Here is a 26,782-nt window from a genome sequence, read left to right as displayed (position 1 = left end):
CAAAAAAGGGTTCCCCGGACCCCTCCCCAAAAACTCCCAATTATTGTTGGACGAATCACCGGCGACTCTGTTTGAATTCCGGATAGTCCTTCTACAGTTGCATTCCTTTACCTGTCAAAGGCTCCGTTTCTCCATTTATCGGGCTTTCTTTTCGTCTTTATAGATCTTGATAGCCGACTTGGGCTTTTCGTCGTAATGGACCACGGCCCGGACCGCTTTGATCATCCCGACGGGGCAGTCGGACTGGAAGATGTTGCGCCCCATGTCTACGCCCACCGCTCCCTCCGCAATAGCGTTGGACGCCATGGTGAGGGCTTCCAGCTCAGGAAGTTTCTTTCCGCCTGCCATGACAATGGGAACGGGGCATGTACTTGTCACGCGCTCAAAGTCTTTGCAGTAGTACGTCTTGATTATGTTGCAGCCAATTTCCGCACCCAGTCTGGAACAAAGCGACAGGTAACGCGCGTCCCGAGCCATTTCGCGGCCCACAGCCGTCACGCCCAGGACCGGGATACCCGCGTCATAACCAGCGTCGATAAGATCCGAAAGCGCCACCAGCGTCTGGTGTTCATGAGGCGCTCCCACGTAAAAGGACAAGGCCATACCCGCGACGTTCAGACGTACGCACTCGTCAACAGACACGTTCCAGGTCTCGTTGGACAATTCAGTCAAGACACTCTGTCCCCCCGAAACTCGCAACACGATAGGTGTCTGGGCTCCAGGCGGCACCGACGAGCGGAGGATGCCTCTGGTCAGCATGAGGCAATCCGCGAACGGGATCAGCGGAGCGAGGGTCTGTTCCATGATTTCAAGGCCGGAGGTCGGGCCTTGAAAATATCCGTGGTCCACCGCCAGCATGACTGTGCGGCCTGTAAGGGGCTTGATTATCCTTGAAAGACGGTTCTTCATGCCCCAGTCAAGATGGCCGCTTCCCTTGATATGGAATCCGGCCGTTCCCACCGACTCTGAGGCCTTGATGTTACGAGCTTCGACCAATCCTTCGACGTCCGCCATGGCTGATGCACCTCTTGTGGTAATCTAAGCTGGCGATGTTAACAAAGCTGGTGCCTTGCTGTCAATCCTAGCCTTATCTTTAGAGACTTGCGGCAAAACCCGTTGGCCGGGCCGACGCTCGTGCGATTGCGAAGCGCAAAGCTCTTGCCCGGGGGGGCTTTGTCCGAATGATATGATTGCCATCCCGGCAGGATAGAAGGACAGCGGGCGAACAATTGTTCACCCAGGAGAACCGTCTAATAGCCACTCATTTTGGTTGACTTGTCCCGCGTTCATCACTATCTTGCACCTTACAAGTCTCAACAGGTTCCCCCAATGTTCACAAGAGGAGGTCATACGATGCGAAAGAACCGGCTCTCGGGTGTCGTGTTCGGGTGTCTACTGGTGTGTCTGGTCTTTACGATGGCCACTGCGGTGGCTCACGCGAAGACCGTGGAGCTGACCTACTCGATCTTCTTCCCGGCCACGCACGGCCACTGCATTCTGGCTACCGAGTGGGCCAAGGAAGTGGAGAAACGAACCAACGGTGCGGTTAAGATCAATATGTTCCCGGGCGGTACCCTTACCCCTGCCGACCAGTGCTACGACGGGGTTGTCAAAGGGATATCGGACGTGGGCATGTCCGTCGTCAGCTATGTAAAGGGGCGGTTCCCCTTGAGTGAAGTCATCGACCTTCCTTTGGGTTACAGGGGCGGGAGCCAGGCGACCAAGCTGTGCAACGCGTATTTTGCCAAGTTCAAACCCAAGGAATTCGACGACGTAAAGATCATGTACTTCCACGGACATGGTCCGGGAATTGTGAACACCAAGAAACCGGTTGAAAAACTCGAGGACCTGAAAGGCATGAAGCTGCGGTGTACCGGTACCAGTGCCAAGGTGGCCTCTGCGCTGGGTGCCGCTCCTGTGGCTATGCCTCAGACCGAGACTTACGACGCCCTTCAGAAAGGCGTTGTGGAAGGCGTGCTCTCACCCATCGAAGTGCTCAAAGGATGGAAATTCGCAGAAGTTACAGCGTCAACCACACAGAATTTCGGTTCCTCTTACTCGCTCTTATTCTTCGTGGCCATGAACAAGAAGAAATGGGATTCGTTGCCCAAGGATGCTCAGGAAACAATTGAGAAGATAAACCAGGAATGGATTGAGAAAACGGCCAAACTTTGGGTTGACTTGGACAAGGAAGGGACGGAATTTGCGATAGCCAAAGGTCACAAGATCATTCCTCTTTCCAAAGAGGAGGATGCACGCTGGGCCAAGCTGGTACAGCCCGTCTTGGAAGAGTATGTGAAAAACACTAAGGCCAAGGGCCTCCCTGGTGACGAAGCGCTGAAATTCTGCCAGGAATGGCTGAAGAAAAACCCCTGACACCCCTCATCTCCGCCTGATGTACCAGACGATGGCGGGCGTCAGGCGGAGTCAAGCTGAACTGCGATGAATACACTATCAGCGATAGTTACAACCTTGTCTAGAATCATGTACTCGGTGGCCGGCGTCGCGCTCACAGGCATGATGGTCCTTACCGTCGCGGATGTTGCCTTGAGGGCTTTCAAAAGGCCTATTGTAGGCACGTACGAGCTTGTGGGCTTGCTGGGAGCGGTGGTAATTGGTTTTGCCATTCCGCAAACCTCCAGAGTACGGGGGCATGTGTTGATGGATTTTCTCACCGGCAAACTGCCGGTCGGACTTCAAAAGGGATTTGAGGTACTTACCAGACTGCTGGCCATAGCCATTTTCCTCATCATAGCCTGGAACCTGTGGGAACTCGCGGGCGACTACAGGAGAACGGGCGAGACCACCTTGACTCTCCAGGTGCCGCTTTATCCGGTGGCGTACGGGATCGCCACATGTTGCTTCGTGGAGTGCCTGGTGTTGCTCGTCGAGTTGTTTCAAGTGGGAAAACGGGAAACGGAGCCATGAGCGTCGCGACTATAAGTATCCTTGTCATTTTGTTGCTTTTCGTGTTCTTCCTGATGGGGCTGGAAATAGGCTTTTCCATGGCTCTTGCAGGCTTCATAGGCTTTGCTGCAATCGTCAATGTGAACGCCGCCCTTAACCTGGTAGCCAAGGACATCTACAGCGTTTTATCTTCGTACGGGTTCACCGTCATACCGATGTTCGTTCTGATGGGTCAATTGGGGGCCAGCGGGGGAATCGCGCGCAGTTTGTACGATTGTGCGTACAAGTGGATCGGGCATGTTCCGGGGGGCCTGGCCATAGGCACGGTGGTTGCGGCCACAGCTTTCAAAGCCATTTGCGGATCATCGCCTGCCACTGCCGCCACATTCGCCACGATTGCCGTCCCGGAAATGGACAGGTATGGGTACGACCGAAGGCTTTCTTGTGGAACCGTCGCCACGGTCGGGACGCTTGGAATACTCATTCCTCCTAGCGTAGTGCTCATTATTTACGGAATTCTGACCGAAACATCTATCGGCCGTCTTTTTTTGGCCGGCATATTGCCAGGCTTGATGGTGGCATTTTCTTTTGTCGTTACCTTGCTCGGCTGGAGCCTCCTCAATCCCAAACTTGGGCCAAAAGGCGATAAATCAACCTGGAAGGAGCGATTCGCGTCGATACCTTCGGTTATATGGGTTCTAGTGGTTTTTTTGCTGGTGGTTGGGGGCCTGATGATGGGGTTCTTCACACCCACTGAAGCGGGAAGCGTAGGCACATTCGCTGTTTTCCTGCTTACTCTTGCAAAAAGGGACATGGACTTGAAACGGTTTGTCCGGGCTGTGAGCGATACCCTTCGCATCGCCTGCATGGTGATAATGCTCATAGCCGGGGCCACTATTCTGGGTCATTTCTTTGCAGTCACCCGCACGCCCTATCTGGTTGCCACATGGCTGCAAAGCCTCGAAGTTGACCGTAACATCATCATGCTTATAATTATCGCTGTTTACCTTATCGGAGGGTCATTCATCGAAGATCTGGCCTTCCTGATTCTGGCTACACCCATTTTCCTGCCGGTGGTCCTGAAGCTGGGATACGATCCGGTCTGGTTCGGTGTGATAGTGAGCGTGGTTACGATGATAGGAGTCATTCTTCCCCCAATGGCCATTAACGCTTTTGTTGTTTCAGGCGTGACCAAGGAACCTGTTTCTACAGTGTACAGTGGGATCTACCCCTACGTCGCGGGCATGGCCATTTGCCTTCTGGTCTTGCTATTCTTTCCTCAAATTTCCTTGTGGCTGCCCAATCTGTTCATGAAGTAAGAGAGGAGGGACGTCCAAGCCTCTGCATGGACCACAAGGAAACCGCGCCGGACAGTCTGCAACGAAGTTTACTCAGCAAATTCCCCTTTAGAATGCATACTCGCGTCCAGCACTATTGCCAACCTGTAACAGTTTTGATAATCCTGCCTGAAGCGGCATGACATCTTGCCGACGGCTTATCCTCGTACTATGAAAGCGAACTGATATTGCGCTCGGATTGTTGGCGGGAAAATCACTAATGCCCTGTTTACTGGTTCTTACGACATCTTATCCGTCGCACGAAAAAGACCCGGCAGGAGTATTCATAGCCAACCTTTTGAAGGCCGTTCAGCGGAGAGGATACAGCGTTAAGGTGGTGGCCCCAACCAACGGCCTGGTACATGGGGGGACCACTCTAGACGGCATAGAGTCGTTTCGGTTCGGATACTTCTGGCCCCGTTCTTTGGAAAGGCTGACCACCGGACTGGGCGGAATTCCTGAGAACATTACCAAAAGCTGGCTCGCGAAAGTTCAAGTGGCACCCATGATGTCGGCCTTTGTTTTCAGCTCACTCTCCAAAGCTCGAGGTGTGGACATTATCTACGCGAACTGGCTGGGCGCGGGCCTGGTTGGCGCGATCCTGAAAACATTGACTGGAAAGCCTCTGGTGGTCTCCTTTAGAGGGGACGACGGCTATCTTGCGCGGGACCGGTTCCTGTGGCGGGTCTTAACGAAATGGGTAATCAGGAAGGCCGACATGGTGGCCCCTGTTAGCGCGGAACTCATGAAGATCATGCGGGACTTGGGCGCCCCTGCCGAGAAATGCCATCTTCCGCTTTTTGGGGTGGACACGGATATGTTTCATCCATCCACCGGAGCCGTGTCAGAACCGGGTAAGCTGAGCCTCATCTTCGTTGGGGCGCTGGTTCCTAAAAAAGGGCTTCAAATTCTATTCGAGGCAATGGCCCATCCTGCATTGAGCAAGGTTCGGCTAACGGTGGTAGGTGACGGGTACTATGCGCAAGAATTGAAGACGATCTGCGAACAGATGGGCTTGAATGAGCGTACCGAATGGACCGGGTTATTGCCTCCTAACGAAGTGGCGCAAGCAATGAGGACCTCTCATGTCCTTTGCCTGCCCAGCTTTACCGAAGGCAGCCCGAATGTGGTTAAGGAAGCGATGGCCACGGCCCTTCCGGTAGTGGCGTCAAGGGTCGGGGGCATTCCCGAATTAGTTCGTGAAGGGGAGACAGGGCTCCTCTTCCAGCCGGGTGACGTAGAAGAGCTTCGGCGGAGCCTTCTATATTTCGTGACCAACCCCGACATGGTGGAGAAGATGGGCAGGGCCGGACGAGAACTACTGCTAGACTCGGAAATGAGCTGGGATTCCACTGCCGCGGAATTCGACATGATATTTCGGCGCATTTTGGGGAGCAAGGCCGATCCGCCTTCAAACCACGTGGGTTCCGGTAAAAGCGTTTGCTAAAATACACCCTCGGCAAGCCCGGGGCTTGACAATGGCGCTCAAAGAATTCAATCGTCTGTGAATTTGGGCGCCGCCGGGTCAGCACGCAATGACGAGAGAAAGAAGAACTGCGCGTACATTGTCATTACGAGGGGCCGGCCCGGCGCTGATCGCCGAAACTGTGCCCGCGCCGGAAGGATAGCCTGTGCAAACAGGTTCTTTCTCGCTGAGCCAGGCGTCTATCTTTTCTATTTGCGGTGGTGGGCAACATAACCGTCCCCGCGATGTCATTTGCGATATCGGCCATTGGTTCCGAGAATCGCCACCTATTTCCTTAAGGAGCACTGGATGCCGCCCACGGAGCTAAAACAACAGTCGGTCATGTCAGGCGAAGCTTGGCATTGCCAAACGGCCGAGGCCATTGCACAGAAGCTTATGGCTCACCTGGAACACGGTCTCACCTCTGAGGCCGCGGAAAAACGCCTCGCGGAAATCGGCCCCAATGAGTTGAGAGAGGCGCCGCGGCCGCCCTTCTGGAAACTCGTATTGCAGCAGTTCGAGAGTTTCCTTGTCATGATGCTCATCGTGGCGAGTGTGATCTCTGCGTTGCTGGGCGACTACGTGGAAGCCGTGGCAATCATGGCCATAGTGCTGCTCAATGCAATTATCGGCGTGTTGCAGGAATCGAAGGCCGAAGAGGCGCTTGCCGCGCTCAAGAAGATGGCGGCCCCAAACGCCACCACCGTACGTGACGGATCGCGCACGATAATTCCCAGCCGTGACCTTGTGCCGGGAGACATCGTGATCCTGGAGGCCGGCAACTACGTACCCGCGGACCTACGTCTGGTGGAATCGGTGAACCTGCGGATTGACGAAGCAGCCCTGACTGGTGAATCAGTCGCCGTGGACAAAAGCGCTCAGGCTTATCTGGAGGCAGATATTCCCTTGGGTGACCGTCGCAACTCGGCATTTATGGGCACTCTCATTACGTACGGGCGTGGCCGCGGTATAGTGGTAGCCACAGGCATGCACACCCAGATGGGCCTCATCGCCGAGATGCTCCAGACATTGGAAGCCGAACCCACGCCCCTGCAACAGCGGCTGGATCAGCTCGGCAAACAGCTTGGTTATGGAGCGCTGGCCATCTGCGCGATCGTGTTCGCGGTGGCCATGTTCAACCAGACCAGCCTCAGGGTCATCGTGGCACCCGACGGCGGTCCCCTGGTGTACCTGAGCCGATTCTCCACCGTGCTCAGCGAGCTGTTCATGATTGCCGTAAGCTTGGCCATTGCCGCGGTGCCTGAGGGACTGCCTGCGGTAGTCACCATCACTCTCGCGATAGGCATGCGCGAAATGATAAGGCGGCATGCCCTGATCCGTCGCTTGGCCGCAGTTGAAACCCTCGGCTCGGCCAGCGTTATCTGCTCCGACAAGACCGGCACGCTTACTCAAAGCCAGATGACAGCCGTGTCCCTCTGGGTCGATGACCACTTTTTCGATGTGACGGGCGAAGGTTATTCGCCTCAGGGGGAATTTAAGTTAAGCGGAGTACCTGTGGACATGGCCCAGTATTCGGGGGCGGCCACAGCGCTTAGAGCCGCGGTGTTGGCCTCCGATGCCTACCTGGACAGGTCCGGAGAATCGGAGGACACAAAGACCTATCGCGTGGTGGGAGACCCCACCGAAGGTGCTCTGGTAGTGGCGGCGGCCAAGGCGGGGATGCAAAAACTCGAACTGGAATGCGCGTATCCTCGAGTCTGCGAGATCCCTTTCGACTCCGAGCGAAAGTGTATGTCCACGGTTCTGGCAGCGGTTGCTCCCTTGAACGGCGAAAACGGCCCGTTCGGCAACTATTCGGGAACTTCCGAAAAGCTGTACGTGACAGCTTGTAAAGGCGCCCCGGATGTGGTCGCTCAACTGTGTACGCACTACCAACGCGTCAATGACTCGCCCGAGCCGCTAACCGAGGAGGTCCGGTCTCGGATACTGTCCGCGAACAGCGCAATGGCAAACGAAGCCTTACGGGTGATCGCTGTGGCTTACCGCGTAGGCGACGTCCCACCTGAAGCGACCACCCCCGAGGCGGTGGAGCACAGCTTGGTGTTCTTGGGCCTTTTTGGGCTCATCGACCCGGCCCGACCCGAAGTACCCCCGGCCATCGAGAGGGCTCGCCGCGCCGGGATCCGCACCATCATGATTACCGGCGACTATCCGGATACCGCCGCGGCCATAGGACAAACCATCGGTCTGTTGGCGCCGGGGCACCAAGTCTTGTCAGGAGCGCAACTGGACAAGCTGGACGCGGCCGGTTTGGTGAAGGCTCTCGATACAACCGACGCGTTCGCGCGCGTTAACCCCGAACACAAGGTGCGCATAGTCGACGGGCTTAAGCAGAAGGGCGAAGTCGTGGCCATGACCGGTGACGGCGTTAACGACGCTCCCGCGCTCAAACGAGCGGACATCGGCATCGCGATGGGGATCACCGGCACTGATGTGGCCAAAGAGACCGCCGATATGGTGCTCACCGATGACAACTACGTAAGCATTGTGGCCGCGGTTGAGCAGGGCCGCATCATCTACGCGAACATCCGCAAGTTCGTCTTTTTTCTGCTTTCATCCAACGTAGCCGAGATTATGATCATCTTCTTGCCGACCCTTTTCGGCCTTCCCAGCCCGCTAACGGCCATTCAACTCTTGTGGCTCAATATGGTGACCGACGGCGCTCCGGCCCTTGCACTGGCGAAAGAAAAGGGAGACCCGGACGTGATGGAGCACCCGCCGCGCCCCAAAACCGAACCTATTATTCATGGTCCCATGCGACTAGGCATACTGGTTCAGACCGTTGCGCAGACGGGAGCCACTTTAGGCGCCTTTTTCATGGGGCTCATCTGGCATCTCCAGGCGACCAACGCCCTGCCCGCGGACGTCAACCCCGTGCTCTTCGTCCTCAAGCACGACTGGGCCGGCGTGGATGTACAGACTGCGGAAACCATGGCCTTTGTCACGCTTTCCCTGTGCGAGTTGTTCCGTGCCTTCACCGTACGCTCGGAGCGGCTCTCTCTCTTCCAAATTGGCCCGTTTTCCAATCCCTGGCTGGTGGCCGCGGTGCTGGTATCCATCTTGATGCTGGTTGTGACCGTCTTCGTTCCCTTCCTAAATCCCATTTTCAACACCAATCCCCTCAGCCTGACTGAGTGGGAAGTGGTGCTCGGCCTTGCGCTAGTCCCGGCAGTAGTTGAGGAGATCACCAAATGGCAGCTAAGGAGAAAAGGATAACCGGAGGATTAATGGTAGCTCCCGGTTAATCATGGTAAGTGTCAAGAATAGTGTCCGATTATGAAAAGCGCCTCTGGGAAATTGGTAGGTGCCGGCCTCCGTGTCGGCACATTTTTTATTTACAGATCAACTAGTTAAGTCCGGCAGGGACGCCGGGCCCTACCGATTCTTTTAAAACGCGGGCCGTGCAAAAGACCAAAATTTGGCAACTGCTATAAATCAGGTGATTTACTTGTAGTCGGGACCACTGCTGGCTTGTCCGGCAGGGCGATTTCGTTCCGCGAACACTCTTGAGAATTACTATCGAAGTAATCCTCTGCGTGAAAGAGTAAAATAAAAGGGGCGACATCAAAGTCGCCCCTCGGTTGATTCCAGCCTTTGTTTAACCAGACTCTACAATTCTAGAACTGCGGCACGGCCCAGATCCAACCGCCGAACAAGATGTAAGCCAACAAGAGCGTCCACAAAACGTTAAAGCCCTGGGCAATCACGAAAGCTGCGGCCGGCCTTCCTCCACCGAGCTTGGCCAGTTCGCCGAAATTCGTCTCCAGGCCGATGCATGTGAAGGCCAGAGCGAACCACAGGGTCCGGATGCCTCCCAGTTGCCCTTTGACCGCGCCCACGACTTTGGGGTCTAGAAGAAACGAAAAAACCAGCGATGCGATCATGAAACCAAGGACGAATTTGGGGAATCTGTACCAGATTTCCATCGCGCTCGGCTTACCTGCTCCCGGGACATTCTCGACCTGTTTGAAGGCCCAGACGACCGCCAGAATGAAGGCTGCAAAACCGATAAGCACATTCTGGGACATCTTGACGATGACGCCCACCTTCATGGCCGTTTCGCTGATCAGTGCCCCCGCGGCCACCACGGAACCGCTGGTATCTAATGTTCCGCCCAGCCATGCCCCTGCCACTGCATCGGGCATCCCCACCCATTTGGCTATGAGTGGCTGAAGAATGAGCATTGGAACAGCGCAAATCAAAACAATAGACGTCACGTAGCTGAGTTTCTTCGGATCACCTTTTATCGCGCCTGAGGTGGCTATGGCTGCCGAGACACCGCAGATCGAAACTCCGCTCGCCAGAATGGCGGAGAATTCTTCATCCACCTGTAGCTTGCGAGCAACCCAATAACACAGGTACCACACGATACCGACGACCGCAATCGCCTGTATTATGCCCAGCGCTCCTGCTTCCAGGATCTCCTTGAACAGAATGCCCGATCCCAGGACCACCAGACCCGTCTTGATGTAGAACTCGGTCCTGACAGCCGGCCTGAGCCATTCCGGAAGACCGATCACATTACTTACGAAAAGGCCCAGGAACAGGCACCATAGGACATATTCTATCCCATAGTAGTTGACCGTTAAGTTGCCGGCAATGAACATGGCGATCCACGCCAGGATGTACACGACGAAGAAACCCACAATAAAAGTGCCGGCCATCTCCCCCATGAGCGCCATGGCTATTATGCTCAGGATCAACATTCCGATCGCGATATAGATCGACCATTTTATGTTGTCGGCAGAAAAAACCTTGCTCAACAGATTGCCTGAATTGCCGCTGATCTCTTTGCCCACGGCGCCGGCCATCTTCTTCAGGCCGGAGTCTTTGACCTCCTTTGAAGTTGCTTCGAGTTTCTTACCCGCGTCGCCGATTGCTTTTCTGTCTCCAGTTGCCAGAGCGGACTTGACGGCAGCGGCCTGAGTTTGAAGCGCTGTCTCGCCCTTTTCCTGTGCTCTTGCAGCGATCTTATCAACTGTGGGGATAGCTCCAGCAACAAACTTTGTAAACTCGCCCTCGGAAGCCCATTTGAATTTCGGAATGGTCACCGTGAGTCCGGCCAGCGTGAGGATAATGATCAAAAATCCGATCCACACGGCCAGCCAATCCTCAGTCTTCACCAGCGATGACCAGCCTCTATTGTCGTTTGCCATCGCTTACTACCTCCTTTTCTCTGATAGAAAATGTACTCCGGTTTAGGCCGGAACACCTCGTTTCCGTCCCGACAGGAGAGCCCTTTCCTACAATTGCAATGCATTAGGCGACCCCCATGACGGAAGCCCACCTGCAAAATGTTAGTGGGAACTGTTTCCTCGTTTGTCTTTATTTCACCTCCCTCCAGCTAAAGTTTGCCAAGTTTGTTTGTTTTTTCCGTCACCACCAAGACGGTAACACAAAATCATTTACGCTACATTAAAATACGCCCCGCCGACGTTCTATCGCTAATAAAGCCCGCCAGGCTTGTTCGCGGCTCGCGCGTTTAAGCGTCTCCGTTGGCTTTTTCTCAAGGCCCAAGCCGTGGCGGCCCGGCACCTTCACGTGACTCAGTTGGGGCAAAGGAATAGAACTGGGAGTATTTCCGGAATTTCGGGCGAGCGTGCTTACCATCGGCCTCGGGTCAATCGCGAAAATTGCTTGCGAATCCGCATGGAACCAGCGGACAGGCAAACGTTTGTCGTACGACAAACCGGCAGAAGTACCGCTCGTATTTGATTTGCATTGACAGGCTAGGCGCTGACGCAGCGCCGGCTGTTTCCCCCGCATGGTCCGCCTCCTGCTACTGCTACCAGAGGCTCAGAAAACAGGCTGAATGGAAGCTACCATACACATAATGGATTGTAAAGCCGATTAGAATGGGCTACGCGTCGCCTTCGACGGCCCTGCGGATCGTTGTTTACGGGCTGTTCGCAAGCTGAACCGAATTTTTTGCGGCCGAGATGAACGCAAGCTTGTATTAGTCAGGCCCAATGGCCTCTGATTTCTCTACCATTTTCTTCGATCGACCTGGCGATCAGACTAACCGCTCGCAAGGCTTTCAAGGCCCTGTTTCCGTCAACTAACGGGCGGACTCCGCCCCGTACCGCGGAGAAGAAATTCTCGAGTTCCCGCCGGAGAGGCTCTTCCTTGAGAAGGGATACCTCTTCGCACTGAATCCCGCCCATAAGGCACACTCCGTCTGCCATTGCAGGCAATTGTTCCGCGGTGTACACGGTCAGCGATGGGGATAAGGTGTCGGCTACCATGAACCGCCGAGGAGTGGTCACTGTCACGGAACGCACCTTTTTGGGCGAGCACTTGCCCGTCCAAAAAACGGCTATGGTGCCATTTCCGAACTCGATCCTCGCGTGGGCCACGTCCGTCTGTTTGGAGAAGACGGACCGTCCTGCTGCGGATACCCCGGTTATCGGCGACTTTGTTATCTCAAGGGCCAGGTCTATGTCATGCACGAGCAAATCATAGAGAACGTCCACGTCCAAACACCGCGTCCCGTCGAATGGAGCCAGCCTGCGAGCGTCTATGGAGACTATTCCTTCGGGTTCTGCTTCAAGTCTTTCCATCAGAGCCGCCATAGCCGGGTTGTGCGCTTCTATGTGGCCCACTGCCAAAACTACCCCCGCGTCGCGGGCCAGTTCGACCAGTTCTTCGGCCGCTTCAACGCTGTCCGCCAACGGTTTTTCCATCAAAACGTGAATGCCTCGCTCAAGGCATTTCTTACCAATTTCAAGATGGAGAAAAGTGGGCGCGGCCACACTTACCGCGTCGGCCCTTTTCAGGAGCGCTTCCACACTGTCAAAGCATTCGCAGCCATGCCGCTGACATATTTCTGCGGACCTTGAAGGATCAGGATCGTGAAATCCGACCAGCGAAACCCCCGCAGTTCGGGAGACGATCCTCACATGGTGTTGGCCCATAGTGCCTACACCGATAACCCCGACCCTGAGATCTGTTCCTGCTCTCTTCATGGAAAGGGAACATACACGGGCTCCGGCGTTTCGTCAAACTATCCTATTCACTCGTAGCCGCGCTCGGCACGTCGTCCCACACGGTTTGTGGCCACTGCCAAAAGCAATGACCTATTCAACACTCGTCACCCCGGCGAACCCCGGATCAAAGTCCGGGGCGGGCACCGGAATGACGGTGTCAGGCTGCCTCGAATCGGACAAAACTTGTGGCAATTGGTATAACGGAAAGGCTACGCAACCCTTTCGAGCAGCCCGGCAATGTAGCGGGTCAGAAAATGGCTTACACCCTGGACATCGTTCAATGAGGTTTGTCGGACAGACGATATGCCCGCCTTGCGTCAACGCAGCATGCCCAGGCACATAGTAGGACCGGCAAGAGACCGGTCCTACCAAGACTAATCGAACGCGGCGGGACAAGGCTGTCCCTCCACTCTCGCTCGATCACAGAAACCCACCCAACAAAATTTGAAAACCTTGGCTCGTGACCATGCTGCACCGGATACCTGCAAGGAACGGATTGACAAAGGTCCCGCTGCAAATTAGAGTGAACTGGGATTATCAGGGGGTAGAGACAATCATCATTCATTCCACCAGGTTGAACATGTTCGCGGATTAGAAACGCTGCCGATCGTCCTCTCTCCACAGTCTGGCGGGGGAAGCCATGAAGTGCCCGAAATGCCAATTCGAGAATCCGGCGGGCATGAATTTCTGCGGGGAGTGCGGTACCAGCCTGCAAGCTACCGATGCCAATCCTGGTTTCCTGCCGGAACCTGCCAAGCCCACCTTTATTCCCGAACCTGAGCGCAAACATGTCACAGCCCTCTTTTCCGATCTCTCCGGTTACACCGCGATGACCGAAAAGCTCGACCCTGAGCAGGTGAAGGAGATCACCAGCCGCATCTTTACCGGGGTCAAACAGATCGTGGCCAAGTACGAGGGCTTCATCGAGCGGGTGATGGGTGACGGGTGCCTGGCCTTCTTTGGCATCCCTCGTGCCCACGAGGACGACCCCATCCGCGCAATCCACTCGGCAATGGAGATCCATGAACTCGTCAAGGGTTTAAGCCCTCAGTACGATGCTCGGGTCGGCGCGCCACTCACCATGCACAGCGGAATCAACACAGGGCTCGTGGTGACCGCGGACGTGGACCCGGAAAAAGGCACCCACGGGGTAGCAGGCGACGCGGTGAATGTTGCATCCCGCCTGAGCGGCATGGCTGGTCCCGATGAGATATTCGTGGGCGCGGAGACGGTTCGTAGGGCTCAAACGCGTTTCGTATTTGATGATCTGGGGCCAAGGAGAACAAAGGGCAAGGCAGAGCCCATAAACGTATTCAAGGTCATCTCGGCCATGCTTCCCACTAGGGGCATCAGTTCCGATCGGCAAGTCTTCTCCGAGATGGTGGGCAGAGACAAAGAGCTGGACAAGCTTGAGTTCCAGGTGATGAAGGCAATCAACGGTGAAGGGTCGGTCGTGAATGTCATCGGCGAGGCGGGAATCGGCAAGTCGCGCCTCATCGCGGAGTTGAAGAAGAGCCATATAATGAAGCGCGTAACCCTCCTGGAAGGCCGGGCCATCTCCATCGGCAAGAACCTGAGCTTCCATCCCATCATTGATCTTCTGAAGCAGTGGTCAGGTATCGCAGAGGGAGACTCGGAGGCCGCGGCTTTCGACAAGCTTGAGAAAGCCATAAGGCAGGTCCATCCTGACGAAACTCAAGAGATTTTGCCATTTGTAGCAACCCTCATGAGCATGAAGCTCATGGGAAAACATGCGGAACGGGTAAAGGGCATAGAAGGCGAGGCCCTGGAGAAGCTCATTTTCAAGAACGTGCGGGAACTTGTGATCAAGGGAGCCCAATTACGGCCGACCGTAGTTGTCATGGAAGACCTTCACTGGGCTGACACCAGCTCCATTGAGCTGCTGGAAGCTCTTTGTCGTCTGGCTGAGAAGCACCGGATCGCTTTCATCAACGTCTTCCGACCGGGGTACTTTGCGACTGATGACGGCAAAATTGCAAGCATAGGAACAAGGCTCCCTGGTTGCTATGTGGAAATAACCATCCAGCCCCTGGACCAGACAAACAGCGAAACCCTGATCGACAATATGCTGGCGATAAAAGGGCTTCCGTACGCCGTCAAGAACCAAATTGTGGAGCGAGCCGGAGGAAATCCCTTTTTCATCGAAGAGGTGGTCCGTTCCCTTATTGATGAGGGAGCGGTCGTCAAGAGAGACGGCGGGTTCGAGGTCACGGAGAAGATTGAAAAAGTGGTCATCCCGCCGACTATCAATGATGTCTTGATGGCAAGGATCGACCGGCTTGAAGAGCGAACCAAAGAGTTGGTCAAGATGGCCTCGGTGATTGGAAGGAGCTTTTTCGACCGGGTCATCAAGGACGTGGCAGATTCCATCGAAAATGTGGACCGCAGGCTTGAATATCTGAAAGGTATCCAGCTCATCCGGGATCGTATGCGCATGCAGGAGCTGGAGTATCTCTTCAAACACGCCCTAGCTCAAGAAGCAGCGTACGAATCAACCCTCCTTCAGCAACGCAAGGCGCTTCATCTCAAGGTGGCCCAGTCCATAGAGAAGATCTTCCGGGAACGGCTGCATGAATTCTATGGCATGCTAGCCTTTCACTACAGCAAAGGTGAAGATCCGGACAAAGCAGAAGAATACATGACAAAGGCCGGGGAAGAAGCCCTCCGCTCTTCAGCTTCCAGCGAGGCATTGAATTATTTCCGAGACGCATTGAGGCTCTATGAAGGTCGGTGCGGCAGTGCTGCCGACCCAAAGAAGTTGGCATGGTTCGAGAAGAATCTTGCTTTGGCTCACTACAATCGCGGCAGGGCCTCGGAAGCAGTGCTGTACTTCGATCAAGCATTAAATCGTGAAGGCTACCGTTGTTCCACTGGCAAACTCGCACCCGTAATAAGAGCAATGCACGATCTGTTCACCATTGCAGTTCTCCTGTATTTTCCAGTGCAACGAAGAATGAGAGTGCCAAACCCGCGAGAAGTCGAGATCCTGGATCTCATGTACAAGAGGGCCTTGTCGCTTGTACAGGTTAACAACCGCAGGATGTTCTTCGAAATGCTATCAACTGCCAAACGGGTACTGAATTTGGACATTAGGAGTGTACCCCAAGGATTGGCATGGGCTTCTGGTTCAGCCGCTCCTTTCTACGCGCCAGCATTGTCTTATTCAATTAGTGAAAGGCTTTTGAAACGCGCAGAAGCCATCCGGAAAGATTGGAAGGGCTCAGGTGAGATTTCGTACGCTGCGAACAGACTGTTGAACGCCCTATACACGGGCTTATGGAATTCCGTGGCAGATCTGGACGACTCACTGCTGGACCAAGGAGTCAGATCCGGGGAACTGGACATGGTGGTAATCTACACTCATAATCTGGGAATTCTCAAAATAGAGCAAGGATCATTCGATTCGGCCGACCTGTTGGCACAGAAGCTTCTTTGGATTAGTGACAGTTACGACCACGCGGTTGCCCGGATGTTCTATGAGAATCTGTTAGCAGCGATATCAGTCAGGACTTTGAGGCTGCATCAGACAATACTTTCTGTTGAGAAGACAGTATTCCTAACGGATGAAGTAGGATTCGAGCCACATCGTTTGAGATTCCTCGGACACAGAGCCACAGCCGAAGCGCTCCTTGGTGAAACGAAGCTGTGCCAACGCTCCATACGGGATGGAGAACTCATTTTGTCAGAGCAAGGCAGGGTTATACCGCTATTTCTTGCCCCGTTTTTGGTCGGCCGTTTTCTGACGCACATTCACCTGATGAAAGACGGCTTCCGAAGCGGAAGCCAATCGGATAGCCTGCACCAGAAGAGGACCGCTTACCGGACCGCAAAACAGGCGGTCCGAGCCTCCAAGAAGTATGCTCCTTACAGGACGTGGATTCTCAGACTGGTTGGGGATTACTACTGGCTCATCGGCAGGCAGCGCAAGGCCCTCAAATGGTGGGACAGGTCCATAAAGGAAGGTGAACGACTCGGAGCACGGCCGGATTTGTCTCGCACATATTTTGAAGTAGGGAAGAGCCTTCTCGAACCTCAGAGCAAGTACAAACAGCTCAATGGAATAGACGCAAACGGCTATTTGGAAAAGGCCGAAACACTGTTTAAAGAAATGGGGCTGGAACGGGATCTGGAGGAGCTGGAACGGGTGAGGCAAGGCCCGTGATCCCCGGTAGGACCGGCATCCTGCCGGCCATTTCAGGCGCCGTGATCACAGGAGATTGACGGAATGATATTACCGGCCACGGCGTCCGGAAAACAGCCTGGCCTTGGAAGCCGAGTAATTTAAACACCATTCCCGATTGCCCCCATCGCGTGATAAACTTGTCAAAGGATCGAAAAGGAGCGTCAGGCATGACCAAACAAGAAGTCATCAAACGCCTCGTCGCACACCAGGATGAATTGCAGGCCCAAGGCGTCAAGTCGTTGGCCCTCTTTGGGTCTGTAGCGCGCGGAGCGGCTGACCAGTCCAGCGATGTGGACGTGGTGGTCGAGTTGAACCGACCAATAGGTCTCTTTGGCTTGAGCGACCTGAAGCACATGATTGAGCAGATGCTCGGGGTTGAGAAGGTGGATCTCATAACTCGTGAGGGCATACACCCGGCCCTGAAAGATGTTATTCTCGGAGAGGCCATATATGTCATCTAGGCGTTGGAAATTCTTCGTAGAGGATATTATCAAAACCATCGAACGCATTCAGGCTTACGTTGGCGATACGCCATGCGAGGAATTCTCTCGGAACGATCTCTTGCTGGATGCCGTCGAACGAAAATTCATCATCATTGGTGAAGCAGTGCGCCACATTCCCGATGAAATAGTCGCCGCTTACCCCTCGGTTCCGTGGCGTCAAATGGCCGATATGCGTAATCTGATAGCACATGTTTACTAGGGCGTTAATCCACAAAATCTGTGGAACACCATCCATCAAGACCTGCCCCCGGTCATCCCTTTGTTGAAGGAGATCCTCGCATAGAGATCCGATTGAGTTGCTCAATTCGATGCCGTTTGGCCGTCACTCTGGCGGGAGCCGGAATTTAGTCTTTTCAATCCCGCGTTCCTCGCGGGGCTGGACCCGGGCCTTCGTCGGAATGACGAGTGTGGAATAGCGATTAACCCGGACCCATCGCGACTAAAAAGTTTCCCACCACAAACCTCAATTTTCATGTAAACTGCTCCCCCATCACGTTCCGGAGGTGGATCGATGGCAAGAATCTTGTCCCTGGTTTTGATGTTAACACTTGGGCTGGCCACTGCGAGCTGGGCCGCGGAACCCGTGGTACTGGGCGCCTATCTTTCCATGACGGGCGGTGTGGCGTCCTACGGCCAGATGGGATGGAGCGGCATTTCCATCGCGAAAAAAATGGAGCCGGAAGTCCTTGGCCGCCCCGTGGAAGTCAAGCTGGTTGACACCAAAAGCGACAAGGTTGAATCCGCCAACGCGGTGTCAAGGCTCATCGAGAAGGAAAAAGTCGTAGCAATAATAGGCGAAATGATCTCGGGAAACACCATAGCAGGCTCCGACCTGGCCGAGAGGAGCAAGATCCCGATGGTTTCTCCTACGGCCACGAACCCTATTGTCAATCAAAACAAGAAATGCGTCTTTCGAGTCTGCTTCCTCGATCCGGACCAGGGACGCATTCTGGCAAAACTTGCCAAAGACGAACTCAAGGCCAAGACCGCGGCGCTTATTTATGACATTTCTCAGGATTACTCGGTGGGATTGGCAGCTTACTTTAAGCGTGAATTCACCAAAGACGGCGGCAAGCTGGTCTCCGAGACGAAGTTCAAGAGCGGAGACAGGGATTTTACGCCACAGTTGGCCAGTATTAAGGCCGCAAAGCCCGACGTTATATGCGCTCCCATCTACTACACCGAATGCGCACTCCTGGCAAAACAGGCTCGCGAAATGGGCTTGAACGTTCCGATTCTTGCCGGAGACGGCGTCCAGGCGCCGGAGCTGATACAACTCGGCGGTGAGGCTGTGGAAGACATTTATTTCACCACTCACTTCCACAAAGACATGATTGAGAGCGACCGCGGGAAAAAGTTCCTCCAGGTTTTCGAGGAAGAAACCAAACAGAAAGAGCCTGACGCGTTTACGGCAATGGCAGCGGACGCTTATTTCATTATCCTCGACGCTATCAAGCGGGCGGGCTCACCCGACCCGGGAAAAATCCGCGAAGCCCTTGTAACAACCAAGGATTTCGACGGTGTCACCGGCAAGATCACCATGAAGCCGGACGGCAACCCCATAAAGGCCATGGTCATAAACAAGGTCAAGGGCGGAAAATTCGCCTATGTGACGACGATAAATCCCTAAAAAAATAGTAATAGTTGGCCGCGGAGGTGACAGTTCAATTTCGCGGAGGGAGAGTCACTGTCGTCATTCCGGCGGTCTTAAGTTTACCCCGGTGAAAACCGGGGCCGGAATCCAGGCAAATACTTGACCCCGGCTTTGGCCGGGGTGACGGCGCAAGCTGGGAATGGCGATGCCTATCGCGGAGATTGGAGGTCAGCGATGCTAAGAGTTCTCGCCATAGCAGTTGCGGTCCTATGTACGCTTGTGCATGCCGCGTGGCCGGCGGAACCTGTTCTCATCGGCGCTTACCTTCCTATGACCGGAGGCGTTGCGGCTTACGGACAGATGGGTTGGAGCGGCATTACAGTCGCGAACAAGATGGAACCCAGGGTCCTCGACCGGTCGGTTGAACTGCGACTGGTAGACACGAAGTCGGACAAGGTTGAAGCTGCCAATGCGGTGTACAGGCTGATTGAAAAGGACCGTGTGTCGGCTCTAATAGGAGAGATGATTTCCGGCAACACCATGGCAGGCTCAGACTTTGCCGAGCGGAGCAAGGTCCCCATGGTTTCCCCCACCGCTACCAATGCCCTGGTCACACAAGGTAAGAAATACATTTTCAGGGTCTGTTTTATTGACCCGGACCAGGGACGGATTGCAGCCAAACTTGCCACGGAACAACTAAAGGCAAAAACCGCAGCTCTAATCTACGATATTTCGCAGGATTACTGCGTGGCTCTCGCTGCTTTCTTTAAAAAAGAATTCATCCAACAAGGAGGCAAAATAGTTGCGGAGACCAAATTCAAGTCGAGTGACAGGGATTTTTCCCCGCAATTGAGTACCATCAAAGCCGCAAAGCCTGACCTTATCTACGCTCCGATCTATTACACCGAATGTGCTTTAATGGCCAAGCAGGCCAGAGATCTGGGGGTGACTGCGCCTATAGTTACGGGTGACGGCGCCCAGGCCCCTGAATTGATACAGTTGGGCGGCAGTGCGGTTGAAGGGGTCTATTTTACGGCTCATTTTCATCGGGACATGATAGACAGCGCCCGCGGCAAGAGGTTTTTGGCCATGTACGAGAAAGATGCGGGGAGAGAACTGGACGCATTCGCGGCAATGGCCGCAGACGCATATTTTATAATTGTAGATGCGATTCAAAGGGCCAATTCCGCGGAGCCTACTAAAATCCGCGACGCTCTTGCATCCACCAAGGAGTTTGACGGGGTCACGGGAAAAATTACTCTGAAACCCGACGGCAACGCGATCAAGGCCATGGTGGTAAACAAAGTGCAGAACGGCCAGTTCGTTTACGTTACTACGATAAGTCCCTAAGCTACGATAGGCACTGACGCATGGAATGGGAGTTTATCCTTCAGCAAGTTGTTTTCGGGCTTACGGTCGGCTGCCTGTACGGTCTGTTGGCCATTGGTTACACTATGGTGTACGGAGTGCTTCGCCTTATCAATTTTGCCCACGGCGATCTCTTAATGGTTTCGGCTTACATAGCCTTTTTCGGCATAATTATGTTCAAATTGCCCTGGTTCGCGGCATTTTGCATCGCCGTGATCCTGACAGGGGCTATGGGCATCCTGATTGATCGAGGCGCTTACAAGCCTCTGAGGAGAAGTCCTCGGATTAGCGCCCTTATAACCGCCATTGGCGTGTCGTTCCTGCTGGAAAACCTCGGTTTGGTAGTCATTGGCGGGCGTCCCAAGTCCTTCCCGACCCCTGCGATCTTTGAAGGCTCCTTGAGTTTAGGGGATGTCAGGATACCCATTTTGTCGGTCTGGATCCTTGGCATTACCGCGGTTTTGTTACTTGGGGTAATACTCGTGATTCATCGTTCCAGGGCGGGCATGGCTATGAGGGCCTTATCCAGGGACATGGAGACGGTTCGCCTGATGGGGATCGACATAAATCGAGTCATATCGTTCACCTTTGTCCTGGGTTCCGTGCTTGCCGCTGCCGGCGGAATCATGTGGTGCATGAAGTACCCGGCGGTAGAGCCGTTCATGGGAGTGATCCCGGGTCTGAAGGCCTTTGTGGCCGCGGTGCTGGGAGGCATTGGCAATGTTACGGGCGCAGCCCTCGGGGGAATGATCCTGGGACTTGCGGAAATCCTCATAGTAGCCATAGAACCCGAATGGTCCGGGTACCGGGACGCAATAGCGTTCTCGGTACTCATCATCATTCTCTTGACCCGGCCCACGGGAATAATGGGTGAAGAATTGCCTGATTGACGGTCGCGGGGCGCCCGCGGTTACACAAGAAGCGCCCTCGTAGATTTCCTGTTTGTAGGCACATCGTATTTTGGATATGAACCTGGAGCCTTTCCGGACAAAAATGGCACGTGATCGAATTCTTACCGGAGCAGCAGTCGCGATCCTCTTGGGGTTCATCTGGTACGCGGACAATCACTTCACTCAGTATTCGGTCCGCATCCTCAACAACATAGCCATATTCATAATCGTCGCGGTTAGTTACAACCTCATCAACGGCATCACCGGGCAGTTCTCGCTGGAACCCAACGCTTTCCTGGCAGTGGGGGCCTATACCAGCGCTCTACTGACTCTTTCTCCGGAAGAGAAAGCCCGCTCTTTCATAATCGAGCCCATAATCTGGCCGTTGTCCGACATCTGCATTTCCTTTCCGGTTTCACTGCTCATAGCAGGCCTTGTCACCGCTTTTGCCGCGTTGCTCATGGCGGTTCCGGTCTTTCGGGTTCGGGGAGACTATCTTGCCATCGTGACCCTTGGGTTCGGGGAAGTGATTCAAGTGGTGGCCAACAATCTGGTTCCAATCACTAACGGACCGCTTGGGCTAAAGGGGCTGACGCCTCATACGAACATCTGGTGGAGCTGGGGCGTCTGCCTGGTCACTGTCTTCTGCGTCGTACGCCTGGTGAATTCTTCTTACGGGAGGGCTATGAAAGCCGTAAGAGAAGACGAGGCCGCTGCCGAGGCTATGGGCATCAATGCCTTTTGGATCAAGACCCTGGCTTTTACTTTCAGCGCGTTTTTTGAAGGTGTGGCCGGAGGATTGCTGGCCCACCTCATAACTACGATCTCGCCTTCCCTTTTCACGTTTATCCTGACATTCAACCTGCTGATAATCATTGTGATAGGCGGCCTGGGAAGTACCACAGGCGCGGTCATTGCGGCGGTGCTGGTCACGTGGGGAGGAGAGCTTCTCAGGATCTTCGAGGAACCGGCAACATTGTTCGGCTTTCAGTACGAGGGCATCCCCGGGATGCGGATGGTTATATTTTCTTTCCTGCTGATTTTGGTCATGCTCTTCGCACGAAGCGGGCTGATGGGGAGAAAAGAGTTCTCCTGGCAAAAGCTGTTTGACTGGATTCGGGAACGTTGCAGATCTGCGAGGGATGACGGATGACTGAGCCGCTTTTCCGTATCGCGGAACTCTCAGTTTTATTCGGCGGCCTCGCCGCGCTGAACAATCTTGACCTGGACATAGGCCGGGGCGAAATAATCGGCCTCATAGGCCCCAACGGAGCCGGCAAGACCACGGCCTTCAATGCGATAACCGGCAGGATAAGGCCCACCACAGGGAAGGTCACATTCCAGGGCACTGATATAACCGGGTGGAAGGCCCATCGAGTGGCTCGAGCCGGAATTGCCAGGACCTTCCAGAACATACGTCTTTACAGTGACCTCACAGTGCGAGAAAACGTGATGGTCGCGTGTCATTCGTGGATTAACTACTCCTTCTTGGAAGCGGTCATCGGGCTGGGCCGCTTTGCCGGCGACGAGCATCGCGTGCTGGCAAGGGCCGAGGAGTTGCTTGAAATAATGGGGCTGACTCAAATGAGAAACGAAAAAGCTTCATCCCTTCCTTACGGAAGCCAGAGGAAGCTGGAAATTGCAAGGGCCCTGGCCCTGGACCCCGTGCTGCTTCTGCTGGACGAACCTGTTGCCGGAATGAACCCCATTGAGACACAGGATTTCAGCCGACTTTTGACAAAACTGCACACGGACCTTAACCTCACGATAGGTTTGATCGAGCACGACATGAGCTTCGTAATGGGCGTTTGCCATAAAATAAGAGTAATCGACCACGGGATCCCGATTGCATGGGGGACCCCGAAAGAGATCCAGCGAGACGAGAAAGTCATTAAAGCATATCTCGGAACCGGTGAAGAATAGAATTGAGATCGATGCTCCAAATAGAAGACCTTTGCGTCAGATACGATGGAATTCAGGCTTTGAGAGGCATTTCTCTGGACGTAAAGGAAAACCGGATAGTGACGCTCCTGGGAGCCAACGGCGCGGGCAAGAGCACCACCGTGAGGGCTATTTCCGGGATGATTCCGATTGCATCCGGTACGATCCTCTTTGAGGGAAGGACCATCCGCGGAATCCCCCCACATGAAATCCAAAGATTGGGCCTGGTGCACGTCCCGGAAGGCAGGAAGATATTTGCAAATCTCACGGTCCGAGAAAACCTCCTCATGGGGGCGTACAATAACCATGACAAAAACGATATAGCTCGGACTATGGGAATGGTATTTTCCACCTTCCCGATCATTGAAGCCCGAGCGGACCAGCTTGGCGGCACCCTTTCCGGCGGCGAGCAGCAGATGCTGGCCATAGGACGTGCCTTGATGTCCAGGCCCAGGTTGCTGATGATGGATGAGCCTTCGTTAGGGCTCGCTCCTCTCGTAGTGGCCGAGGTGTTTAAAGTGGTCCAAAAAATCCGCGAAGAAGGTATCACGGTCCTTCTCATCGAGCAGAACGCCAACGCTGCTCTCAAGATCGCGGACTATGCGCTATTGCTGGAGACCGGCAGGATTATCCTGGAGGGCACCGGCGAGGAATTGCTGGCCGACCCGAGGGTGAAACAGGCTTATCTGGGGGAAAGCATCACGAACTAAAACCGACCGGAGACTTGAATCCGGTTTCGCGCGGCATTTCCCTCAACTTCAATACGCTGCAAAAACTTACATCAATAAACCCCAGAACTGACTTGACTATGAATGACTCTGGTGGTAGGGAAGGACCCGGCCTCAACCTCGGGGGAGGGAGGGGCCTTCAAACCGGCAAACCGGGGGGTTAGGATGCTCGTCATCCTACCCGCCGGTTTCATTTTCTCGTTCTTGAAAGCTCGCTCGCGGAACCAGGGTCTCTGTTCAGTCCCCCCCGGTCAGATTGGGATCGGCCCATGCAGTTGGGGCGCGGGAGTAATGCGACGCATTACCTTGTGCTTCGTCTGCGCCAAAATCCACTGCCGAACGACCCAACGCAACGGTAGTGTCCTAATTTGAAAGTGTTTGACTCTCCGAAGGAATCCGATTAATAGTAGTATTTTTCTTCTCGTCATGACATAATCAGGGGTATGGATAAGCGGTCAAGCAAGAAAAAGAAGCCGCGCGACTTGAATCTCCTGGCCGCGCGTATCGTTGAGGAAGCTACTATCGAGGATGCTCTCCTGGAAATAGAACCGCAAAAAGAGGAAAAGAATCCGAACGCTGTAGCTTTAGGGAGGTTGGGCGGATTAAAAGGCGGCTTGGTACGGGCACAAAGGCTCACGGCTGAACAGAGATCAAAAATCGCTAAGAAAGCAGCGTACGCGAGATGGGAAAAAAAGAAGAAATCAAACCCGTAATCGAAAATCTGGAGGCTGCGTTAGGGCTGGACTCAGTCATGTCTTCTCCGGCTTGCAGTATGCCCGCGGCAGGCAAGGCCAACAAAAGAGACTTTCTTAAGGAAACAGCTAACCGGGTAGCCCAAGAGACCGGGGCGGATGTTTTGTTTTACAATGGCCCTCTCGAACGTAGTTTCATAAAGCAATTCGTTGATACTGTTTTAGGTCGAAATAGACGGCAACAGGTGTTGTTGATTATGGCAACAACTGGCGGCGATCCTGATGCTGCCTATTTAATAGCTAAGTGCCTACAGTGTAATTACGGCAAGTTCCAATGCTTCGTGGCTGGTTTGTGCAAAAGTGCTGGGACTCTCGTGGCCATAGGTGCCCATGAACTTATTTTTTCGCCATACGGCGAATTGGGTCCACTAGATGTTCAAATTCTTAAGAAAGACGAACTTGGAGGGCAAACATCTGGATGGGCTATAAATTCTGCCCTTAATACCATAACCCAACAAGCCTCTACCGCCTTTGACCGATTTTTTGTGAACTTGATATACGGAAGCGAAGGCCGGATCACTGTACAGACTGCTGGAAAAATAGCCGCTGATCTTACTACAGGCCTAGTGGCCCCAATCTGCGCTCAGATCAATCCCGAATTTGTGGGTGAGGTCGGACGTGCTCTAAATATTGCCAATCAATACGGAAGAATGCTTGATCAAGTAAGTCATAACTTAAAAGAAAAGGGGTTGGACCGCTTGATATCGGGTTATGTCTCACATGGATTTGTCATTGATGGCTATGAAGCTCAAAACATCTTTAACCGAGTAAGTTTTGCGGAAGGACCTGCCGCTGAATTGGCGGTTATTGTGGGAAACGCAGTAATAAACCCCATTGAAGGAGCGAAAACTCCTCAAATATTCTTTTTATCCGACGAAATTCAAGGAACACAACCACTGGAGGAACAACATGCAAACAAGCCAGGAAATGATGGAAGACCTGCGGCGGCTGTTGCAGCTCAGAGAGGAGAACGCATATCGGCCCCCCCAAAAACCGTGGAGCCGAATGGTCGAAGACCTAATCGCAGGGGACAAGCTGCCAATAAAAAACGAACTGCCGCTACTCCGAAAGCAAGCTGAATAAAGGAAATAGCCGGGTTTCTTACTACCCGGCTATTTTTTTCTTGACATTACTTAACCGCTCAAGCATAATGGCTATTATGAATAGACTAGACATACAAAAAAGGGCGGCGATTCTGGGTTGTCTTGTTGAGGGCAACAGCATCAGGGCAACTGCTAGATTGACCGGGGTCTCAAAAGATACAGTCGTAAAGCTGCTTGTGGATGTAGGCAGGGTCTGCGCGGAATATCAGGACAAGGCGCTGCGTGGTCTTTCTTGTAAGCGCGTGCAGTGTGATGAAATTTGGTCATTCTGCTACGCCAAAGAAAAGAACGTACCCGAAGACAAGAAGGGTCAGTTTGGATACGGGGATGTATGGACTTGGACGGCCATTGATGCGGATACGAAGCTGGTTCTTTCTTTTCTGGTCGGCCCCCGTGACGGTGAAGCCGCTGAGTTTTTCATGCAGGATGTAGCCTCTCGGCTTACCCACCGCGTACAATTAAGCACTGATGGCCATAGAGCTTATTTGAATGCAGTGGAAGGCGCATTCGGCGCCGACATTGATTACGCCATGCTCGTGAAGATCTACGGCGAAGATCTGGAAGGGGAAAGAAGATATAGCCAAGCTAAGTGTATCAGGGCAGAGCGCACCCCGATCACGGGCAAGCCCCATGACTCTCATATTTCAACGAGCTACGTGGAGAGACAGAATTTGACGATGCGCATGTCCATGAGACGATTCACGAGACTGACAAACGCTTTCAGCAAGAAGGTTGAGAATCTAATGCACGCGGTAGCTCTGCACTTTATGTATTACAACTTTGGACGGATTCATAAGACGCTACGCGTGACACCAGCGATGGAGGCTAAGGTCACCAGCCATGTTTGGACCCTGGAAGAAATCGCACAACTTGCAGATTGAGAATTTCAAACTAGGACACTACCAACGCAACAACTCGCTTTACTTCATTGCTGTCATGTTTTATAAAGGCTGTTCGCGCTATTAGTCCGCGCACAAGGAGCG

At 53.8% G+C, this 26,782-nt stretch carries 20 protein-coding genes; 17 read left to right on the top strand and 3 right to left on the bottom strand.

The features are described 5' to 3' along the window. Window positions 1–135: 135 nt before the first annotated feature. Window positions 136–1,014, bottom strand: coding sequence for a 3-hydroxy-5-phosphonooxypentane-2,4-dione thiolase (gene lsrF, locus HY913_24035; protein MBI4966371.1), 879 nt, complete (start codon window positions 1,012–1,014; stop codon window positions 136–138). A 339-nt stretch (window positions 1,015–1,353) separates the two neighbouring features. Here lsrF and HY913_24030 point away from each other — a divergent pair, with 339 nt between their 5' ends. The 5 genes from HY913_24030 to HY913_24010 all read left to right on the top strand — a co-directional run bounded on the left by HY913_24030 (window position 1,354) and on the right by HY913_24010 (window position 8,946). Next, a complete protein-coding gene (locus HY913_24030; GenBank protein ID MBI4966370.1) occupies window positions 1,354–2,376 on the top strand; it encodes a TRAP transporter substrate-binding protein in 1,023 nt (340 codons plus the stop codon). Between the two features lie 66 nt (window positions 2,377–2,442). Then, window positions 2,443–2,928 (top strand): TRAP transporter small permease, encoded by a 486-nt coding sequence (locus HY913_24025; GenBank protein ID MBI4966369.1) that lies wholly within the window; start codon window positions 2,443–2,445, stop codon window positions 2,926–2,928. Then, complete coding sequence (locus HY913_24020) at window positions 2,925–4,226, top strand: TRAP transporter large permease (protein MBI4966368.1); 1,302 nt, start codon at window positions 2,925–2,927, stop codon at window positions 4,224–4,226. The genes HY913_24025 and HY913_24020 overlap by 4 nt, the downstream gene beginning before the upstream one ends. Window positions 4,227–4,464: 238 nt before the next feature. Next, window positions 4,465–5,691 carry a glycosyltransferase gene (locus HY913_24015; GenBank protein ID MBI4966367.1) on the top strand — a complete coding sequence of 409 codons (1,227 nt, stop codon included), beginning with the start codon at window positions 4,465–4,467 and terminating at the stop codon, window positions 5,689–5,691. A gap of 360 nt (window positions 5,692–6,051) precedes the next feature. After that, window positions 6,052–8,946 carry a cation-translocating P-type ATPase gene (locus HY913_24010; GenBank protein MBI4966366.1) on the top strand — a complete coding sequence of 965 codons (2,895 nt, stop codon included), beginning with the start codon at window positions 6,052–6,054 and terminating at the stop codon, window positions 8,944–8,946. A gap of 401 nt (window positions 8,947–9,347) precedes the next feature. Here HY913_24010 and HY913_24005 read toward each other — a convergent pair whose 3' ends face one another. Further along, entirely contained in the window at window positions 9,348–10,886 is a 1,539-nt protein-coding gene (locus tag HY913_24005; protein MBI4966365.1) for a putative sulfate exporter family transporter, read from the bottom strand. An 804-nt stretch (window positions 10,887–11,690) separates the two neighbouring features. Continuing rightward, window positions 11,691–12,695, bottom strand: a complete 1,005-nt coding sequence (locus tag HY913_24000) for a Gfo/Idh/MocA family oxidoreductase (protein ID MBI4966364.1) — start codon at window positions 12,693–12,695, stop codon at window positions 11,691–11,693. Between the two features lie 661 nt (window positions 12,696–13,356). On the opposite strand from HY913_24000, the gene HY913_23995 reads away from it, so the two are divergent. The 12 genes from HY913_23995 (at window position 13,357) to HY913_23940 (ending at window position 26,680) form a co-directional block, all read left to right on the top strand. Further along, a complete protein-coding gene (locus tag HY913_23995; protein ID MBI4966363.1) occupies window positions 13,357–16,899 on the top strand; it encodes an AAA family ATPase in 3,543 nt (1,180 codons plus the stop codon). A gap of 188 nt (window positions 16,900–17,087) precedes the next feature. Continuing rightward, complete coding sequence (locus tag HY913_23990; protein MBI4966362.1) at window positions 17,088–17,381, top strand: nucleotidyltransferase family protein; 294 nt, start codon at window positions 17,088–17,090, stop codon at window positions 17,379–17,381. Further along, on the top strand, window positions 17,371–17,622 hold the full coding sequence (locus HY913_23985) for a DUF86 domain-containing protein (protein MBI4966361.1): 252 nt from the start codon (window positions 17,371–17,373) through the stop codon (window positions 17,620–17,622). Before HY913_23990 ends, HY913_23985 begins: the two co-directional genes overlap by 11 nt. Window positions 17,623–17,934: 312 nt before the next feature. Next, window positions 17,935–19,053, top strand: a complete 1,119-nt coding sequence (locus HY913_23980; GenBank protein MBI4966360.1) for an ABC transporter substrate-binding protein — start codon at window positions 17,935–17,937, stop codon at window positions 19,051–19,053. A gap of 198 nt (window positions 19,054–19,251) precedes the next feature. Beyond that, window positions 19,252–20,367 carry an ABC transporter substrate-binding protein gene (locus HY913_23975; protein ID MBI4966359.1) on the top strand — a complete coding sequence of 372 codons (1,116 nt, stop codon included), beginning with the start codon at window positions 19,252–19,254 and terminating at the stop codon, window positions 20,365–20,367. Window positions 20,368–20,387: 20 nt separating this feature from the next. Next, the gene (locus HY913_23970) at window positions 20,388–21,275 is read left to right on the top strand and encodes a branched-chain amino acid ABC transporter permease (protein ID MBI4966358.1); all 888 of its coding nucleotides are present in this window, start codon (window positions 20,388–20,390) and stop codon (window positions 21,273–21,275) included. A gap of 76 nt (window positions 21,276–21,351) precedes the next feature. Beyond that, window positions 21,352–22,428, top strand: coding sequence for a branched-chain amino acid ABC transporter permease (locus tag HY913_23965; protein MBI4966357.1), 1,077 nt, complete (start codon window positions 21,352–21,354; stop codon window positions 22,426–22,428). Continuing rightward, a complete protein-coding gene (locus tag HY913_23960) occupies window positions 22,425–23,198 on the top strand; it encodes an ABC transporter ATP-binding protein (GenBank protein ID MBI4966356.1) in 774 nt (257 codons plus the stop codon). The genes HY913_23965 and HY913_23960 overlap by 4 nt, the downstream gene beginning before the upstream one ends. An 11-nt stretch (window positions 23,199–23,209) precedes the next feature. Further along, on the top strand, window positions 23,210–23,926 hold the full coding sequence (locus tag HY913_23955; GenBank protein ID MBI4966355.1) for an ABC transporter ATP-binding protein: 717 nt from the start codon (window positions 23,210–23,212) through the stop codon (window positions 23,924–23,926). 461 nt (window positions 23,927–24,387) lie between these two features. Further along, window positions 24,388–24,657, top strand: a complete 270-nt coding sequence (locus tag HY913_23950; GenBank protein ID MBI4966354.1) for a hypothetical protein — start codon at window positions 24,388–24,390, stop codon at window positions 24,655–24,657. Next, complete coding sequence (locus HY913_23945; protein MBI4966353.1) at window positions 24,627–25,775, top strand: hypothetical protein; 1,149 nt, start codon at window positions 24,627–24,629, stop codon at window positions 25,773–25,775. The genes HY913_23950 and HY913_23945 overlap by 31 nt, the downstream gene beginning before the upstream one ends. 80 nt (window positions 25,776–25,855) lie before the next feature. Then, window positions 25,856–26,680, top strand: coding sequence for a DDE-type integrase/transposase/recombinase (locus HY913_23940; GenBank protein MBI4966352.1), 825 nt, complete (start codon window positions 25,856–25,858; stop codon window positions 26,678–26,680). Window positions 26,681–26,782 lie beyond the last annotated feature (102 nt).

Origin of the sequence: Desulfomonile tiedjei, from assembly GCA_016212925.1 — a bacterium.
Lineage (GTDB): Bacteria > Desulfobacterota > Desulfomonilia > Desulfomonilales > Desulfomonilaceae > JACRDF01.
Note: the sequence above shows the minus strand (reverse complement) of the source record. Positions and strands in the feature narration are given on the sequence as shown.

Bases quoted from the DNA above. Each gene is read 5' to 3' on its own strand.
- lsrF (MBI4966371.1), bottom strand. From the start codon at position 1,014: ATGGCGGACGTCGAAGGATTGGTCGAAGCTCGTAACATCAAGGCCTCA.
- HY913_24030 (MBI4966370.1), top strand. From the start codon at position 1,354: ATGCGAAAGAACCGGCTCTCGGGTGTCGTGTTCGGGTGTCTACTGGTG.
- HY913_24025 (MBI4966369.1), top strand. From the start codon at position 2,443: ATGAATACACTATCAGCGATAGTTACAACCTTGTCTAGAATCATGTAC.
- HY913_24020 (MBI4966368.1), top strand. From the start codon at position 2,925: ATGAGCGTCGCGACTATAAGTATCCTTGTCATTTTGTTGCTTTTCGTG.
- HY913_24015 (MBI4966367.1), top strand. From the start codon at position 4,465: ATGCCCTGTTTACTGGTTCTTACGACATCTTATCCGTCGCACGAAAAA.
- HY913_24010 (MBI4966366.1), top strand. From the start codon at position 6,052: ATGTCAGGCGAAGCTTGGCATTGCCAAACGGCCGAGGCCATTGCACAG.
- HY913_24005 (MBI4966365.1), bottom strand. From the start codon at position 10,886: ATGGCAAACGACAATAGAGGCTGGTCATCGCTGGTGAAGACTGAGGAT.
- HY913_24000 (MBI4966364.1), bottom strand. From the start codon at position 12,695: ATGAAGAGAGCAGGAACAGATCTCAGGGTCGGGGTTATCGGTGTAGGC.
- HY913_23995 (MBI4966363.1), top strand. From the start codon at position 13,357: ATGAAGTGCCCGAAATGCCAATTCGAGAATCCGGCGGGCATGAATTTC.
- HY913_23990 (MBI4966362.1), top strand. From the start codon at position 17,088: ATGACCAAACAAGAAGTCATCAAACGCCTCGTCGCACACCAGGATGAA.
- HY913_23985 (MBI4966361.1), top strand. From the start codon at position 17,371: ATGTCATCTAGGCGTTGGAAATTCTTCGTAGAGGATATTATCAAAACC.
- HY913_23980 (MBI4966360.1), top strand. From the start codon at position 17,935: ATGGCAAGAATCTTGTCCCTGGTTTTGATGTTAACACTTGGGCTGGCC.
- HY913_23975 (MBI4966359.1), top strand. From the start codon at position 19,252: ATGCTAAGAGTTCTCGCCATAGCAGTTGCGGTCCTATGTACGCTTGTG.
- HY913_23970 (MBI4966358.1), top strand. From the start codon at position 20,388: ATGGAATGGGAGTTTATCCTTCAGCAAGTTGTTTTCGGGCTTACGGTC.
- HY913_23965 (MBI4966357.1), top strand. From the start codon at position 21,352: ATGAACCTGGAGCCTTTCCGGACAAAAATGGCACGTGATCGAATTCTT.
- HY913_23960 (MBI4966356.1), top strand. From the start codon at position 22,425: ATGACTGAGCCGCTTTTCCGTATCGCGGAACTCTCAGTTTTATTCGGC.
- HY913_23955 (MBI4966355.1), top strand. From the start codon at position 23,210: ATGCTCCAAATAGAAGACCTTTGCGTCAGATACGATGGAATTCAGGCT.
- HY913_23950 (MBI4966354.1), top strand. From the start codon at position 24,388: ATGGATAAGCGGTCAAGCAAGAAAAAGAAGCCGCGCGACTTGAATCTC.
- HY913_23945 (MBI4966353.1), top strand. From the start codon at position 24,627: ATGGGAAAAAAAGAAGAAATCAAACCCGTAATCGAAAATCTGGAGGCT.
- HY913_23940 (MBI4966352.1), top strand. From the start codon at position 25,856: ATGAATAGACTAGACATACAAAAAAGGGCGGCGATTCTGGGTTGTCTT.